Genomic DNA, 16,470 nt, shown 5'->3' on the forward strand with positions numbered 1-16,470 from the left:
CTCGAACGGTACGCGTGGCAGTAGACAGAACACCGTGCCATGGGAAGAAAAGGGCACTTCGGGGCGTTTTCGCCCGAAATAGGGAGACGGCATGACAGAGACGGCGAGCGGTCCGGCACGAGGTTCCCGGGCGAAGGGTGCCAAGGCCGGCAAGGGACTGCGGATCGAGCGTATCCACACCACTCCCGGCGTACACCCGTACGACGAGGTCGAGTGGGCGAGCCGCGACGTCGTCATGACCAACTGGCGCGACGGCTCGGTCAACTTCGAGCAGCGTGGCGTCGAGTTCCCCGAGTCCTGGTCGGTGAACGCGGTCAACATCGTCACCAGCAAGTACTTCCGCGGTGCCGTCGGCACCCCCCAGCGCGAGACCAGCCTCAAGCAGCTGATCGACCGCATCGTGCAGACGTACCGGAAGGCCGGTGAGGAGTACAAGTACTTCGTCTCGCCCGCGGACGCCGAGATCTTCGAGCACGAACTGACGTACGCCCTGCTGCACCAGATCTTCAGCTTCAACAGCCCCGTCTGGTTCAACGTCGGCACCCCGCAGCCCCAGCAGGTCTCCGCCTGCTTCATCCTGTCCGTCGACGACTCCATGGAGTCGATCCTCGACTGGTACAAGGAAGAGGGCATGATCTTCAAGGGCGGCTCCGGGGCCGGCCTGAACCTGTCCCGCATCCGTTCGTCCAAGGAACTGCTGTCCTCCGGCGGCAACGCCTCAGGACCGGTCTCCTTCATGCGCGGCGCCGACGCCTCCGCCGGGACGATCAAGTCGGGCGGTGCCACCCGCCGGGCCGCCAAGATGGTGATCCTGGACGTCGACCACCCGGACGTCGAGGACTTCATCCAGACCAAGGTCAGCGAAGAGGAGAAGATCCGCGCCCTGCGCGACGCGGGCTTCGACATGGACCTCGGCGGCGATGACATCACCTCCGTCCAGTACCAGAACGCCAACAACTCGGTCCGTGTCAACGACACCTTCATGTCGGCCGTCGAGAGCGCCGGGAAGTTCGGCCTGCGCGCCCGTATGACCGGTGAGGTCATCGAGGAGGTCGACGCCAAGGCGCTCTTCCGCAAGATGGCCGAGGCCGCCTGGGCCTGCGCCGACCCCGGCATCCAGTACGACGACACGATCAACCACTGGCACACCTGTCCCGAGTCCGGCCGTATCAACGGCTCGAACCCGTGCAGCGAGTACATGCACCTGGACAACACGTCCTGCAACCTCGCCTCGCTGAACCTCATGAAGTTCCTGAAGGACGACGGCAAGGGCCGGCAGTCCTTCGAGGTCGAGCGCTTCGCCAAGGTCGTCGAGCTGGTCATCACCGCGATGGACATCTCGATCTGCTTCGCGGACTTCCCGACCCAGAAGATCGGCGAGAACACCCGCGCCTACCGCCAGCTCGGCATCGGCTACGCCAACCTCGGCGCCCTCCTCATGGCGACCGGCCACGCGTACGACTCCGACGGCGGCCGCGCCCTGGCCGGTTCCATCACCTCCCTGATGACCGGCACGGCGTACCGGCGCTCCGCCGAGCTGGCCGCGGTCGTCGGCCCGTACGACGGCTACGCCCGCAACGCCGAGCCGCATCTGCGCGTCATGAAGCAGCACGCCGACGCCAATGCCCGGGCCGTCCGCATGGACGACCTGGACAACCCGGTGTGGGCCGCCGCCACCGAGGCCTGGCAGGACGTGCTCCGCCTCGGCGAGAAGAACGGCTTCCGCAACTCCCAGGCCTCCGTCCTGGCGCCGACCGGCACCATCGGCCTGGCGATGTCCTGCGACACCACCGGTGTCGAGCCGGACCTGGCGCTGGTCAAGTTCAAGAAGCTGGTCGGCGGCGGCTCGATGCAGATCGTGAACGGCACCGTGCCGCAGGCGCTGCGCCGCCTCGGCTACCAGGAGGAGCAGATCGAGGCGATCGTCGCCCATATCGCCGAGCACGGCAATGTGATCGACGCGCCGGGCCTCAAGCAGGAGCACTACGAGGTCTTCGACTGCGCCATGGGCGAGCGCGCCATCTCCCCGATGGGCCACGTCCGCATGATGGGCGCGATCCAGCCGTGGATCTCCGGTGCCATCTCCAAGACGGTCAACATGCCGGAGTCGGCGACCGTCGAGGAGGTCGAGGAGATCTACTTCGAGGCCTGGAAGATGGGCATCAAGGCGCTCGCGATCTACCGCGACAACTGCAAGGTCGGCCAGCCGCTCTCCGCCAAGAAGAAGGAGTCCGCGGACGCGAAGACCGAGGCGCCCGCCGCGGAGTCCAGGGTCGAGAAGGTCGTCGAGTACCGCCCGGTCCGCAAGCGCCTCCCGAAGGGTCGTCCCGGCATCACCACCTCCTTCACCGTCGGCGGTGCCGAGGGCTATATGACCGCCAATTCCTACCCGGACGACGGTCTGGGCGAGGTCTTCCTGAAGATGTCCAAGCAGGGTTCGACCCTCGCGGGCATGATGGACGCCTTCTCCATCGCCGTCTCGGTGGGCCTGCAGTACGGCGTCCCGCTGGAGACCTATGTCTCCAAGTTCACCAATATGCGCTTCGAGCCGGCCGGTATGACGGACGACCCGGACGTGCGGATGGCCCAGTCGATCGTCGACTACATCTTCCGCCGTCTGGCGCTGGACTTCCTGCCCTTCGAGACGCGCTCCGCACTCGGCATCCACTCCGCCGAGGAGCGTCAGCGCCACCTGGAGACGGGGTCCTACGAGCCCGCCGACGACGAGGTCGACGTCGAGGGCCTGGCCCAGTCGGCGCCGCGCGCCCAGGAGCTGAAGGCGGTCGCCACCCCGAAGGCGGAGGCCCCGGCGGCCGGACCGGCCCCGAAGCAGGCGCACACCAGCGCCGAGCTGGTGGAGATGCAGCTGGGCATCCAGGCCGACGCCCCGCTGTGCTTCTCCTGCGGCACCAAGATGCAGCGGGCCGGCTCCTGCTACATCTGCGAGGGCTGCGGCTCGACCAGCGGCTGCAGCTGACCCGGTCCCGAGGGGCGGTACGACCACAGTCGTGCCGCCCTTCGGCGTCTCCGGCCCCTCGCGGCGCGGTCCTCAGGAGCCGTGCGGGGCGCCCATGACGCGGGCGAAGCCCGCCGGGTCCGTGTCATAGCCGCGGATGCCCGGGCGGAACGTCCACTCGCCGTCGGCGTCGCGGACGAACTCGGCCACCGTCGCCGCGGTCGCGCCCAGGACCCTGCCGAAGTCGTCCTCGGCGAGAACGGTGTAGCCCTCGCGCAACCGCACCGCCGGATTCAGGACGCCGGCGAACGTCCTGCGGGCGGGGCGCTGCTGGATGACGACACCGGCCACCACGCGGGCGTACCGGCGGTCGAGCCGATGGAGCTCCAGCGTCATGACCTCGTCCCAGCCGAATCCCCTGCCGTCGAGGCTGTCGCGATTGAGGGAGATCGTGCCGTCCGGGGAACGGCTGTCGAAATGCACCACATAGTCGGGATCCCCGTACGGATCCGTGGCCGGATAGGCCGCGGCGACTAGGTCGAGATCGGTGGGCGGCTGCCCGGCCGGACTGGGGTCCCACTTCACCGCCAGTTCGACCTTGTGGATGCCCTTGTTGAGACCACTCATCACACATCCCCTCCCCGTGCGTGTCACTCCGCCCGAACTTCCGTGCATTGTGGGTCAGTTGTCCATTGTGCCTCGTGCGAGACGGCGCTCGCCCGGGTGTACTGCGCCAGACCGTGACCGATGTCCTCACCGGGGCCTTACGATGGCGCGGTGCTGGTCAAGTGGACTCGCTGCACCGTGGTGGACCGCCGCGGTTTCGAACGGGGGCAGCGAAAATGGGCGGGGCTTCTGGGGGAGCCGGGCTTCCGGGGGCAGGGCGGGGGCTGGAGCCGGGTGCGGCCCGGTGTGGCGCATGTCTTCGCGTTCTGGGAGAGCCGCGCCTTCTACGACTCGTTCATGGCGCGTTCGCACGACCGGCTGGCCGCGTCCCAGTCCGGCACCTTTACGGACCAGCAGGTCAGGCTGTTCGACCATCGTTTCGATGTGAAGACCGGCTTCGAGCCCCGTTTCGCCGACACCGACCTGGTGCGGGTCGCGCACTGCCGGGTGCGTGAGGAGCGCGCCGACCACTTCGCGCTGATGCAGGAGAAGGTGTGGAATCCGGCCATGGCGGGTTCGCCGGGCATGATCCGGGGACTCTTCGGCGAGGCGCCTGGCCATGAGTTTCTGATCCTCTCGATGTGGCAGTCGGCCGCGGAGCACGGCAAATATCGCGAGGAGCGGGTGGAACGCCTGGCGCTGAGGGCGCAGACGGAGGCGGATGTCGCGGCTCTCACCGGGGACATCGTGGAGCTGGAGCCGTCCTGGACGGTGTGATCCCGCGGGCGCGGACGTACGCGCCGGGCCGGGAGACACGCCGGGGGCAGGGGTACGCAGGCAGATCGGACGAGTGTGGCCGGAATGTGAGCTGCGTCGTATGGAGGCGCCTCGGGTGCCCTTTCGGTCGCCCCTCGATCTAGGGTTTCGGCATGGCACGACCGCGGCGCATCGTTCTGGTCCGGCACGGCGAGTCGGTGGGCAACGCCGACGTCTCCGTGTACGAACGCGAGCCCGACCATGCGCTGCCGCTCACCGAGCGGGGCTGGCAGCAGGCGGAGGAGACGGGCGGGCGGTTGCGGGAGCTCTTCGGCGAGGAGCGGGTCAGCGTGTATGTCTCCCCCTACCGCCGCACCCATGAGACGCTGCGCGCCTTCCGCCTGGACCCCGACCTCGTCCGGGTCCGCGAGGAGCCCCGACTGCGTGAGCAGGACTGGGGTAACTGGCAGGACGGCGACGACGTACGGCTCCAGAAGACATACCGGGACGCCTACGGGCACTTCTTCTACCGCTTCGCCCAGGGCGAGTCCGGGGCGGATGTGTACGACCGGGTCGGCAACTTCCTGGAGAGCCTGTTCCGCAGTTTCGAGGCGCCCGACCACCCGCCGAACGTGCTCCTGGTGACCCATGGCCTGGCCATGCGGCTGTTCTGCATGCGCTGGTTCCACTGGACGGTCGCGGAATTCGAGTCCCTCTCCAACCCGGGGAACGGCGAGACGCGGATGCTCCTCCTCGGGGAGGACGGCAAATATCGACTCGACCATCCCTTTGAGCGCTGGCGTGAGCCGGAGCCCTTCTGGGTCACCGGAAAACGTCATCCGGGGCCCTTCCGCCCCACCGGATAGAGTGACAGGGCAATGACCGCTGACGCCGATTCCTCCCCGCACGGGCGCCTGGAACGTGCCCTGGCCAGCCTGCGCGGGCTGGCGGTGGGCGACGCGCTGGGCTCACAGTTCTTCGTTCCCGTGAACCATCCGCTGCTCAAGCGCCGAGAGTTGCCCCCGGGGCTCTGGCAATGGACGGACGACACGGAGATGGCCTGTTCCATCGTGTCCGTCCTGGCCGCGCACCAGCGCATCGACCAGGACGAACTGGCCCGGTCTTTCGCCCACCACCATGACTTCGACCGTGGCTACGGCCCCGCGGTCAATCGCCTCCTCAGGCTGATACGGGAGGGCGGCGACTGGCGTGAGCTGGCCTCCGCGCTGTTCGACGGGCAGGGCTCGTGGGGCAACGGCGCCGCGATGCGGATCGCACCCCTCGGCGCCTGGTACGCCGACGACCCCGAGCAGGCCACCCATCAGGCGGAGATCTCCGCGTACCCCACCCATCAGCACCGTGAGGCCGTGGTCGGGGCGATGGCCGTGGCCGCGGCGGCCGCCCTGGCCGCCGGTCCCGCCGGCCCGCCGTCCGCCGAGGACCTGCTCGACGACGTGATCGCGCTGCTCCCGAGAAGCGCCGTCACGGCGGGGGCTGCGCCGGGCGCGGGACATGCTGGACTACGACGACGCCACGACCGTCGCCGCCGTGCTGGGCTGCGGGCGGCGTACGAGCGCCCATGACACGGTGCCCTTCGCGCTCTGGTCGGCTGCACGGGCCCTCGGCGACTATGAGCGGGGCTTCTGGACGACTGCGCAGGTGGGCGGGGATGTGGACACGACCTGCGCCATCGTCGGAGGGGTGCTCGCCGCCGGGAAGGCCGGGACACCACCCGGTGAGTGGCTCCACCGCACGGAGCGGCTGCCCCACTGGGCTCCGCCGTCGGCCCAGGTCTGACAGGTGCTGTTCGCCCTGTGATGAGGCGAGGGTCTCGCGCTCCGGCCGGTGCCCCGTTCGATGATTCACAAACGCGATGCACGGCCCGGTGAATGGCTCCCCCCGGTGGCCTGTGCGATGCCGCGGCGGTGAGGGCCACGTCATTGCCGGAAGCGGGCCGTTCGCCGGTCCGTCATGGAAATCGGGCACGGTGAGATGCGCCGCGACGCCCCGGACGCCCAGATCCTCGAACGTCGCGTCGATGACGGTGCCGTGCCACTCGAACATGTGCGGATGCGAAGTGAGTCGGTGGTGTATCGAGAAGGCGACCGGCCGACCGTCGTGCCCCTCCGCCGCGGATGTCGCCGTCCGGGGAACCGGGGTGTCGCGCGGGGATTCCCTCGGCGTACGCTAAGGGCGCCATGCCGTACGAACCACCTACTCACACCGTCGAGCGCTCCCTGCGTGCAACGACCGGAGCGAAGATCGTCGCCGGTGTCGACGAGGTGGGGCGCGGTGCCTGGGCCGGCCCCGTCACCGTCTGCGCGGCGGTCACGGGTCTGCGTCGACCGCCCGAGGGCCTCACCGACTCCAAGCTTTTGACCGTCAAGCGACGCACCGAACTCGCCGCGCGGTTGGAGCAGTGGGTGACCGCGTACGCCCTCGGTCATGCCTCCCCCGAGGAGATCGACAAGATCGGGATGACGGCCGCGCTCCGGCTCGCGGCGGAACGCGCCCTGGAGGCGTTGCCCGTCCGCCCCGATGCGGTCATCCTCGACGGGAAGCACGACTATCTCGGCGCGCCCTGGAAGGTCCGTACGGTCATCAAGGGCGACCAGTCGTGCGTGGTGGTCGCGGCGGCCTCGGTGATCGCCAAGGTTCGCCGCGACAAAATGATGGCCGAACTGGGTGTCGACCATGCAGACTTCGGTTTTGCGGCCAACGCCGGGTATCCGTCACCTGTGCACAGGGCCGCACTGGAGGATCGGGGCCCCACCCCGCACCACCGCTTGTCGTGGGCGTATCTTGATGCGCTGCCCCAGTGGCGGCACCTCAAGAAGGTCCGCAACGGGGCGGACGGAAACGCGCCGGAGATCGAAGGCCAGCTCGGCTTCGACTTCTGACCGGTTCCGATCGCACTCATGTGCCACCCGCCGACGTGGGTCGCACCGGCGTTTGATAAATATCAGCTCATGCCTCTCATTCCCGAGGAGCCTCAGATTCACGAGAGTGCCCAGGGTCCCCGCGCCACTCCGGCCGCCGGCCGCACCGCGTCGACCCCCCGTCCTGTTCCCGGGCCCCGCCCCGCGGCCCCTTCGCGTCCCGGTCGTCCGGGCCCCGTCCGGCCCGTGCCGACCCAGCGCACCCCGCGTGAGTCGGCCAAGCCCGGACCGTCCATTCCCTCCGCGACCCCGCAGGTCCAGCTGATCCCGGCCTCGGTCGAGGGTGCGCTGGACGCCGCCGAGGAAGCTGTCGACCTCCTGCTGGAGTCCGGCCGCGCTCCCGGCGACGTACTGGTGATCACCACCGGTGAGCCGCATCCGTGGGCCGCGCACGAGCTGTCCTTCGGCGAGGCCGCCTACTGGGCGCAGCACGACGCCGGTGACGACGTGTTCTACGCCGAAGCCTCCGCCGTGTCCCGTGCCGCAGCCCGTCCGGTGGTCGTGGTCGCCGTCAACGGCGGCACCGACGCCTCCGTCGCCACCACGCTTCCGTCGGCGCTCGGCCGGGCCGGTGCCCTGCTGATCGTCTGCGGCGACGCCGCACAGATCGATTCGGTCCTGGGCGCGGGCGTCTGAGCGGTCCGCACCCGGTCGTCCGTCACCCGTGTCGCGGTCCCTCCGCGCCGGAGAACCGGAGCCGGGCTGCGGCCGGACCGTGGGTGAGCGGTCGGGGAGGGTGCCGCATCGGCGGCACCCGCACGGCGGTCGTTCCGGCGTGCGCGCCCTCCCCGCCCGTGCGAGGGCGAAACGGCGGCACGCGCCGTCGTCGCCCGTCGGGCCGAGAGCCCGCCGAGGCGGCGTCCCGGCAGGCGGGGCGGGGTGACGACCTCCGTCACACCCTGGTGTTCGGGTCCGGGTGCCGCCTCTTCGGGTGCTGCGCCGCGGCGGCCCACGCTTCCGCCGTGACCGACCGCCCCCGATACGCCGCTGCCATGCCTCCGGCACGACCCGGTGCTCGCGACCACCGGTCACTCGGTGGGCGTCGCGGCGGACCGTGTTCAGCGGGCGGCGGCCCGGCGCAGCACCTCCGAGGTGACGCCCCCGGTGCGCGTCAGTGCGGGCAGCGCTCCCGTCAGGTCCAGGGCGCTCGGTGCCGACCGGGCGTTGGGATGGCGTCCCCCACGGCCCTCGCCGAGAACCTGCCAGCCATCGCGCGTGAGCGTGATGTAGGCACCGCAGCGCAGCCCGTGCAGCGTGCACGCGTCACGCAGCCCCCACATCCACGCCCCGTCCTCCTCCGTCCAATGCCCGTCCCCCTCACGGCAGTAGAGCAGCACCGCCGTCCGCACGGGCGTGCGGCGCCGCAGGTCGTGAGGGATGATCCGGCGCAACTGGGCCAGCAGCGCGTTGCGGAACATCCATCCGTCCGCCGGGGCGGGATGCCGGGTGAACGAGGCGCTCGCCCGCAGTCGTTCATCCGGATCCAGGACCGCCACCACGGCCGTGGAGAGCCGTGGCCGGTGCCGGGCGTGCAGTCCGGTGACGACTTCGCGAGGGTTGCGCAGCAGCGGGATCCCCGCGGCTGCCCATTCCTCCGGTTCGAGCACCCGGGCCAGAGGATTGGTGGAGGCGGCGGACGGTCCGGCGGCGGGGGACATGGACGCTGCCGATGACGGAGGGAATCCGAAGGTCACGACCCTCCCTTCGGCTACGTGCCCACACTGCGGGCGGGGTCGGACGTGGGGGAGCGCGCACCGCAGCAGAGCCCTACCGGATCACGGACGCGCCGTGCGGGGAGCGGATTTCCAATTCTTCCCGTCGAACTGGAAAGCGGCAATGAGCAATTGAGACCGACGGCCGGTATCTGGTGATGTGCGGCCTATATCCCCTGGTGCCGCTCTGCCCGGTGTGTCCCCGGGGAAGGGACAGGTCACGCCTGCACGGCGAGGACCAGCGGCAACACCCCCTCCGCACCGGCCCGCCGCAGCATGCGCGCGGCCACCGCCAGCGTCCAGCCGGTCTCCGTCATGTCGTCCAGAAGCAGCACGGGACCGCCCGCCTCCCTCAGCGCCGCGGCCAGCGGGGGCGGCACGGTCAGCGCCCCGTCGAGCGCCCTCAGCCGCTGCGCGCTGTTGCTCCGGGGTATCCGCGGCACATTGCCGGTGTATTCCACGGAACCCAGCAGCGGCAGCCGCCCGACCTCGGCGATCCGCGCCCCCAGGGTGCTGATCAGCTGCGGGTGGGTACGCGAGGCCATGGTCACGACACCGACCGGACGTGACGGCGCGTCGGGCGTCCCCGTGGCCCAGCCTCCGGGCCCCTTGGCCCAGTCGGCCAGCACGCCGACCACGGCCTGCGCCACGTCGTCGGGCACGGGCCCGTCGACAGCCTGGGAGCCCAGCATCGGCCGCAGCCGGTTGCCCCAGCCGATGTCGGAGAGCCGGCCCAGGGCCCGCCCCGGCGCCGCCTGTTCGCCGGCCGGGATGCGTCCCCTGAGATCCACGCCGACCGCGGGCAGACCCGTCGGCCACATCTTGCGCGGCTCCACCTCGACTCCCGCGCGGCCGAGTTCACCGCGTGCCGCGTCCAGCGCGGCCGGCGACACGGCGTCAGTGAACCGCGCACCGGCGCAGTTGTCGCACCGCCCGCAGGGAGCGGCGGCCTCGTCGTCCAACTGCTCCCGCAAGAACCGCATCCGGCAGTCCGTCGTCGTGGCGTAGTCGCGCATCGACTGCTGCTCGGTCTCCCGTTGCTTGGCCACCCAGGCATAGCGTTCCGAGTCGTACGTCCAGGGGAGGCCCGTCGCGATCCATCCGCCCTGCACACGCCGCACCGCACCGTCCACGTCCAGGACCTTGAGCATCGTCTCCAGCCGGGACCGGCGCAGCTCGACCAGTGGCTCGAGCGCGGGCAGCGACAGGGGCCGGTCCGCCCGTGCGAGGGCGTCCAGGGTGCGCCGCACCTGCTCCTCCGGAGGGAAGGCGATCGAGGCGAAGTACTCCCAGATCGCCTGGTCCTCCTTGCCCGGGAGCAACAACACCTCGGCATGGCGCACCCCGCGGCCCGCGCGTCCCACCTGCTGGTAGTAGGCGATCGGTGAGGAAGGCGAGCCGAGGTGCACCACAAAACCCAGGTCCGGCTTGTCGAAGCCCATCCCGAGGGCCGAGGTGGCGACCAGCGCCTTGACCCGGTTGGCCAGCAGGTCCTCCTCGGCCTGCCGGCGCTCGGCGTTCTCCGTCTTCCCGGTGTACGAGGCGACGGTGTGCCCGCACTGCCGCAGGAACGCCGTGACCTCCTCGGCCGCCGCCACCGTGAGCGTGTAGACGATCCCGGAGCCCGGAAGTTCCCCGAGGTGGTCGGCGAGCCAGGCCATCCGATGGGCGGCGTCCGGCAGCCGGAGCACCCCGAGGCTCAGGCTCTCCCGGTCCAGAGGGCCGCGCAGAACCAGTGCGTCCGTACCGGCCCCGGTGCCGAGCTGCTCCGCCACATCGGCCGTCACACGCGCGTTGGCCGTCGCGGTCGTAGCCAGCACCGGTACACCCGGCGGAAGGTCCGCGAGCATCGTGCGCAGCCGGCGGTAGTCGGGGCGGAAGTCATGGCCCCAGTCGGAGATGCAGTGTGCCTCGTCGACCACCAGCAGCCCGGTCGCCGCCGCCAGCGCGGGTAGCACCCGGTCGCGGAAGTCGGGGTTGTTGAGCCGCTCCGGGCTCACGAGCAGGACGTCCACCTCGCCCGCGCTCACCTCGCCCTGGATGGTGTCCCACTCCTCCGGGTTGGAGGAGTTGATGGTCCGCGCCCGGATGCCGGCCCGCGCGGCGGCGTCGACCTGGTTGCGCATCAGGGCGAGGAGGGGCGAGACGATGACCGTGGGGCCCGAGCCGCGCTCACGCAGCAGCGCGGTCGCGACGAAGTACACCGCGGACTTGCCCCAGCCGGTGCGCTGCACCACCAGCGCTCTGCGCCCGTGCGCCACCAGGGCCTCGATGGCACGCCACTGGTCCTCGCGCAGCCGCGCCTCGCCGTCCGGCGCGCCCACGAGCCGCGCGAGCACGGCGTCGGCTGCGGCCCGCAGACCGCCCTCGACCAGGGCGGGGGCGCTCGGGTCCTGGGCTGTGGCTCGCGGGTCGTCCGCCGCGGTGGGCGCGGCGGAGCCTGTCGTGTGGTGCGGATGTGCGTCGGTCATGGCGTCCATGCAACCCGATCGGTCGGACATCGCGCGAACGAGGGCCGGGACCTGTGGACAACTTCTAGCGTGCTCATGCTCATGGTTATCCACAGGGGCAGACGGAAAGCCGTGATGCGCGAGAAGGTCACGCCATGACGAATCACGACGAAGCGGCCGGCCGCTCCGGCATCGGCGACATGGGCGGATTCCCGCACCGTGGTGGCGAGCACCCCGCATACAGCGGACCCGGCCCCACGACGGGACCCGGTGGCGAGACCCAGGTCACCCTGCGTACCCCGGCCGAGCTGGCCGACGCCCTGCCCTATCTGCTCGGGCACCGCCCCGAGGACAGCATCGTGCTGGTCGCACTGCACGACCGGGAGCGGTGGGGGAGGTTCGGCGGGCGCGCCCGGCTCGGCATCCCCGTCCACTCCGACGACTGGGCCGTCGCGGCCCGGCAGCTGGCACACGGACTGGTGAGGGGGAGCGAGCGCAGAGGAGCCCGGCCGGAGAGCATGATCGCCTATCTCGTCCAGGAACCGGCGAGCGGCGAGACGGGACGCGAGGTGGTGGAGCGGCTCCGGCCGCTCGCCCAGTTGCTGCGCACCGCCTGCGGCAGCCTCGACATCCCCGTGGTGGAGGCCCTGTGCCTCTCCGGGGGCCGCTTCTGGTCGTACTGCTGCCCGAGTCCGGGCTGCTGCCCGCCGGAGGGCCGGCCGATGGGCCTGCCGGGGACCTCCGTCATGGCCGCCGCGGCGGCCTATGCCGGCCTTCGGGTGCGTGGCAGCCTCGAGGAGTTCCGGGCCAGGCTCAGGCCCTGGGAGACGGCGGCCGCGATCCAGCAGGAGGCCGTGCTGGACACGGCGAGCCTGGCCCTGGTCCCCAGGATCCTGGGCGGCGACACCCGCGAGGAGGTGGCCGAGGAGACGCTGGCCCTCGCCGAACGGGTCATGGCCCGGCTCGCCGGGGAGCCCCCTGACCGGGCAGCCCTGGCGGCGGACCTCCGCGACGACGAACTGCTCGGGCACGACGAGGCGGCGGCCCTGATCCTCGGACTGCAGGACCGCGCCACCCGCGACCGCGCCGCGGAGTGGATGGAGGGCGCCGAGGCCACCGTCGCGCTGCGGCTGTGGCGCGCCCTGGCCCGCCGCTGTGTCGGCTCCTACGGGGAGCACGCCGCCGCGCCGCTGACGCTCGCCGGATGGGTCGCCTGGTCGTCCGGCGACGAACTCGAAGCCCGCGAGGCCCTCGCCATGGCCATGGCCGCAGACCCGGACTACCTCTTCGCCCGCCTTCTGCACCAGGCATGCAACGAGGGGCTGGACCCCGAGACCGTCCGCCGCTGTCTGCGCAGGGAGCGGTCGGGCCGCACGGGCGGGGCGCGGAAGACGGCCGCGACGCCGACCGGGACCACCGCGTCACCTCACGCGGAGGCAGTCGCCGGGGACCGGAGGCGCATCGATGAGGACGACCGTCCTGCCCGGGCCGGGGCCGACGGCGACGGGCCCGAGCGGCGGCCGGCACCCGCCGTCGACGAGCCGGGGTCCGGCGCGTGCGCGGACGCCTCTCCCGAGGGCAGGTGTCCGCCCGAGGCCGGTTCCGGCCCCTTCACCGCGTCCTCCGGCTCGGCGCAGGCCACGCCCCCGGCCCGGCCGGCCCGTTCCGCCGCCGCTGTCCGCCCGCAGCGCCGGGCACGCCCGATGAGCGACACCGGGCGGCCGGTCCGTCGCCCGTCCGGTGCGGCAGGGGGCCGCCACCGGGATCCGTTCGACGCTCCGCCCGGCAGGCCGCATCGGCGTGCCGCCCGGGGTGCGACCAGCCGGTGCGGAACCCACCTCGGTTCCGGCCGGCGGAAGGGAGAAGGAGACACATGAGCCCGTCCCGTCCTCCCGGCTGCCGCCGTTCGGTCGGCTTCCTGCTCGGATGCGTGACCCCGGGCGCGCCCGTTCCGTTCACCTGTGTGGCGGAACCCGTGCCCGGGCCGCCCCGCCGCATCGCTCACCGTCCTCCCGAGCCTTCACCCGGCGTCGGCCGCCTCAGGCGTACCGAGCGCAGAGGAAGTCACCCCATGCCCCTGTCCACCACGCCCTTCGCCTCTGACGGCGACCGGCCTCCACGGCACGGCCGGCCGGGGGTTACCGGCCGGCCCCCGTCGCGCCACGTCGGCGATCTGCCGTCCGCTCATACCGCGCTGATCTGCGTCGCCCTGCCCGGACTGGTGATCTCCACCGATCAGGGGCAGCTGACCGGGAGCGGCCTCGAGGGGTTCTACCGAGCGGGCCGGCGCGTGCTCTCCCGCTGTCAGGTGCGGGTGGCGGGCAGGGAGCCGGTGGCCGTCCAGGCCCGTATGGTCGCGGCCGACCGGGTGCGTTTCGTCGGCACCCTGCGCGTGGCCCCGGACGCCGGCCCGGACCCGGATGTCGTCGTCGAGCGCATCCGGTCCGCGGACGGCATCGAGCGGATCACCCTGCACAGCGCGGCGCCGCGACTGCTGCGCCTGCCGGTGGAGGTCTCCCTCGGCACGGATCTGGAGGAACTGGGCACGATCGCCTCCGGCGCCGCCGGAGGCGAACTCTCCGCCACCGTCCACGACTCGGGGCTGCGCTGGTCCGGTCCCAAGGGGGACAGCGCGGTCACGGCCGCCCCACCGCCCACCGACGCCCTCGCCTCCGCCGGACTCCTGCGCTGGGAGCTGGAGCTGCTGCCCGGCGGGACGCGCAGTGTCGAACTGCGGCTGCGGCCGGACCGTGCGGGACCGGTCAGAGCGCTGGGACGCGGTGCGACGAGCCCGTTCGCACCGGCCCTGGCCACCGGGGACGACCCGAGAGTCCAGCCGCTGCTGCGCACCTGTGTCGAGGACCTTCAGGCCCTGCTCCTGCGGGATCCCGTACATCCTGCCGACCTCCAGCTGGCGGCGGGGGCACCCTGGCGCTGCGGACCGGCACCCGCAGACTCCTTGGCGGCGGCCCGGATGACGCTGCCGCTCGGCACCCGGCTCGCCGGGGGCACCCTGCGGATCCTGGCCCGTACCCAACTCACCGGCCCGGGCCTGCGCTCAGGCATGATTCCGGGTCCCCGGCGGGACGCGGGCGCACACCTCCCGCCGGGCTGCACGGGCACTGAGGCCACCCTGCTCTTCCCCGTGCTCCTCGCGGAGGCCTGGCGCTGGGGACTCCCGGAGCGGGAGACGCGGGAGCTGCTGCCCGCGGCTGAGAACTGCCTGCGGTGGCTGCGCACCACGGTCGGTGACGGGGTCTACCTCCCAGACCCGCAACCGGACGGGCCGCTGCGCTGTGAGACCCAGGCGCACGCCCACCGGGCCGCCCTGCTCGGGGCCGACCTGCTCGACACATGGGGACGGTCCGGCGGACCCGAGCTGCGCGAATGGGCCGAGGAACTGCGCCGGGCCTTCGGCAAGGACTTCTGGATCGAGGACCCGTCGGGCGGCAGACCGGCCGCTGCCCTCACCCGGGACGGACGCCCGTTGCCCCATCTCGGGGCGGGTGCGGCCCATCTCCTGGACACCGGGCTGCTCGGCTCCGGCACCTTGGCACCCGGTCTGCTCGACAAGGCGCGTACCGAGCAGCTCGCCCGGCTGCTCGGCGGCCCGGCCATGGACTCGGGCTGGGGACTGCGCGGACTCGGCGCCGGGGAAGCGGCGTACAACCCGTTCGGACACCGCGGGGGAGCCGTGCGCGTCCAGGAGACCGCGGTCGCCGTCGCGGGACTGGCCGCCGCCGGCCATGAGAAGGAGGCGAGCGGACTGCTCGGCGGGATGCTGGCGGCGGCGGAGGCCTTCGACCACCGGCTGCCCGAGATGTTCGCGGGTGAGCCGCGCACGGACGGAAGCACCCCGGCGCCCCATCCGGCAGCCTGCCGCCCCGCCGCCACGGCGGCGGCCGCCGGAGTGCAGGCGCTCACCGCACTCGCCGGGATCCGTCCCGACGCGCCCGTCGGCACGGTGACCCTGCGGCCGGTGCGCAGCGCCCCGCTCGGCGAGATCGTCCTGACGGGACTCAGACTCGCCGGCGCCCCCTTCTCCGTGCGCGTCGGCCGACTCGGCCTCGCCATGGTGGAGCAGGCCCCGGAAGGACTGCAGCTGAGGGTGTGACCTCGGACGACGTGGCACCGGAGCGTGGTGGACGGCCCCTGGTGAGACCAGTTCAGGACAGAAGTGGATCAGCCGTCGAAGCGGCCGTGGAAGGGAGTGTTTATCGTCAGGCAGACGACTATGATCGCGACATGCCCTACGACCCGTCAGCCTTTCCGCCTTTCGCCGTGACCGTGGACCTGGTCGTGCTGACCGTGCGCCGCCATGCCCTCTGCGCGCTGGCGGTCCGCAGGGGCGAGCCGCCGTTCCAGGGCCGATGGGCGCTCCCGGGCGGCTTCGTACGGGCGGACGAAGATCTGGCGCAGGCCGCGGCGCGCGAGCTGATCGAGGAAACGGGTCTGCACGCGCACGAACCGTCCGCGCCGGTCCAGGACAACGGTGCCCACCTGGAGCAACTGGCCACCTACGGGGCCCCGAAGCGTGACCCGCGGATGAGGGTCGTCAGCGTTGCCCACCTCGCGCTCGCCCCCGACCTGCCCGCGCCACGAGCGGGCGGCGACGCCCACAGCGCGCGCTGGGCGCCGGTGGAGGAACTGCTGCAGCAGGGCGGTTACGGCAGGGACGGGGAGCAGGCGGCGCCGCTCGCCTTCGACCATGCGCAGATCCTGGCGGACGGTGTGGAGCGCGCCCGTTCCAAGATCGAGTACTCCTCGCTGGCCACCGCCTTCTGTCCGCCGGAGTTCACCGTCGGTGAGCTGCGCCGGGTCTATGAGGCCGTCTGGGGCGTCGCACTCGACCCGCGCAACTTCCATCGCAAGGTGACCGGTACGCCTGGGTTCCTCGTCCCCACCGGCGGCACGACGACCCGGCAGGGAGGCCGGCCCGCACAACTCTTCCGCGCGGGCGGCGCCACCCTGCTCAACCCGCCGATGCTGCGCCCCGAGGTCTGACCGCTCCGGCACCGGCCGAAACGGCTTCCCGGGCCGGGCCCCGGGTC

At 71.9% G+C, this 16,470-nt stretch carries 11 protein-coding genes and 1 pseudogene; 9 read left to right on the forward strand and 3 right to left on the reverse strand.

The genetic code is table 11. The features are described from left to right. The first annotated feature begins 91 nt into the window (after window positions 1-91). The gene (locus CP978_RS25085) at window positions 92-2,977 is read left to right on the forward strand and encodes a vitamin B12-dependent ribonucleotide reductase (protein ID WP_043444517.1); all 2,886 of its coding nucleotides are present in this window, start codon (window positions 92-94) and stop codon (window positions 2,975-2,977) included. A 72-nt stretch (window positions 2,978-3,049) separates the two neighbouring features. On the opposite strand, the gene CP978_RS25090 is transcribed toward CP978_RS25085, so the two are convergent. Then, entirely contained in the window at window positions 3,050-3,583 is a 534-nt protein-coding gene (locus CP978_RS25090; protein WP_043444519.1) for a TerD family protein, read from the reverse strand. A 150-nt stretch (window positions 3,584-3,733) separates the two neighbouring features. Between CP978_RS25090 and CP978_RS25095 the strand changes: the two genes are divergently transcribed. From CP978_RS25095 to CP978_RS25115, 5 genes and pseudogenes are all read left to right on the forward strand, one after another. Next, a complete protein-coding gene (locus tag CP978_RS25095) occupies window positions 3,734-4,339 on the forward strand; it encodes a YdbC family protein (RefSeq protein ID WP_043444521.1) in 606 nt (201 codons plus the stop codon). Window positions 4,340-4,491: 152 nt separating this feature from the next. Then, window positions 4,492-5,184, forward strand: coding sequence for a histidine phosphatase family protein (locus CP978_RS25100; protein WP_043444523.1), 693 nt, complete (start codon window positions 4,492-4,494; stop codon window positions 5,182-5,184). A 12-nt stretch (window positions 5,185-5,196) separates the two neighbouring features. After that, window positions 5,197-6,115, forward strand: a pseudogene (locus tag CP978_RS25105) (ADP-ribosylglycohydrolase family protein). Between the two features lie 401 nt (window positions 6,116-6,516). After that, window positions 6,517-7,218: a ribonuclease HII gene (locus tag CP978_RS25110; RefSeq protein WP_150478306.1), complete on the forward strand. Its 702-nt coding sequence runs from the start codon at window positions 6,517-6,519 to the stop codon at window positions 7,216-7,218. A 69-nt stretch (window positions 7,219-7,287) separates the two neighbouring features. Next, window positions 7,288-7,893, forward strand: a complete 606-nt coding sequence (locus tag CP978_RS25115) for a hypothetical protein (protein WP_150478307.1) — start codon at window positions 7,288-7,290, stop codon at window positions 7,891-7,893. A gap of 422 nt (window positions 7,894-8,315) precedes the next feature. Here CP978_RS25115 and CP978_RS25120 read toward each other — a convergent pair whose 3' ends face one another. Together CP978_RS25120 and CP978_RS25125 are read right to left on the reverse strand one after the other, a co-directional pair. Continuing rightward, window positions 8,316-8,951 (reverse strand): hypothetical protein, encoded by a 636-nt coding sequence (locus CP978_RS25120; protein ID WP_043444527.1) that lies wholly within the window; start codon window positions 8,949-8,951, stop codon window positions 8,316-8,318. A gap of 236 nt (window positions 8,952-9,187) precedes the next feature. Continuing rightward, window positions 9,188-11,440: a RecQ family ATP-dependent DNA helicase gene (locus tag CP978_RS25125; protein ID WP_079162554.1), complete on the reverse strand. Its 2,253-nt coding sequence runs from the start codon at window positions 11,438-11,440 to the stop codon at window positions 9,188-9,190. 134 nt (window positions 11,441-11,574) lie between these two features. Between CP978_RS25125 and CP978_RS25130 the strand changes: the two genes are divergently transcribed. The 3 genes from CP978_RS25130 (at window position 11,575) to CP978_RS25140 (ending at window position 16,423) form a co-directional block, all read left to right on the forward strand. Further along, window positions 11,575-13,296 (forward strand): DUF4192 domain-containing protein, encoded by a 1,722-nt coding sequence (locus tag CP978_RS25130; RefSeq protein ID WP_150478308.1) that lies wholly within the window; start codon window positions 11,575-11,577, stop codon window positions 13,294-13,296. Window positions 13,297-13,664: 368 nt separating this feature from the next. Further along, a complete protein-coding gene (locus tag CP978_RS25135; protein ID WP_043449442.1) occupies window positions 13,665-15,533 on the forward strand; it encodes a glycogen debranching N-terminal domain-containing protein in 1,869 nt (622 codons plus the stop codon). Window positions 15,534-15,664: 131 nt separating this feature from the next. Continuing rightward, window positions 15,665-16,423 carry an NUDIX hydrolase gene (locus CP978_RS25140; protein ID WP_043444529.1) on the forward strand — a complete coding sequence of 253 codons (759 nt, stop codon included), beginning with the start codon at window positions 15,665-15,667 and terminating at the stop codon, window positions 16,421-16,423. Window positions 16,424-16,470 lie beyond the last annotated feature (47 nt).

The sequence above is a fragment of the Streptomyces nodosus genome (assembly GCF_008704995.1).
Taxonomy (GTDB): domain Bacteria; phylum Actinomycetota; class Actinomycetes; order Streptomycetales; family Streptomycetaceae; genus Streptomyces; species Streptomyces nodosus.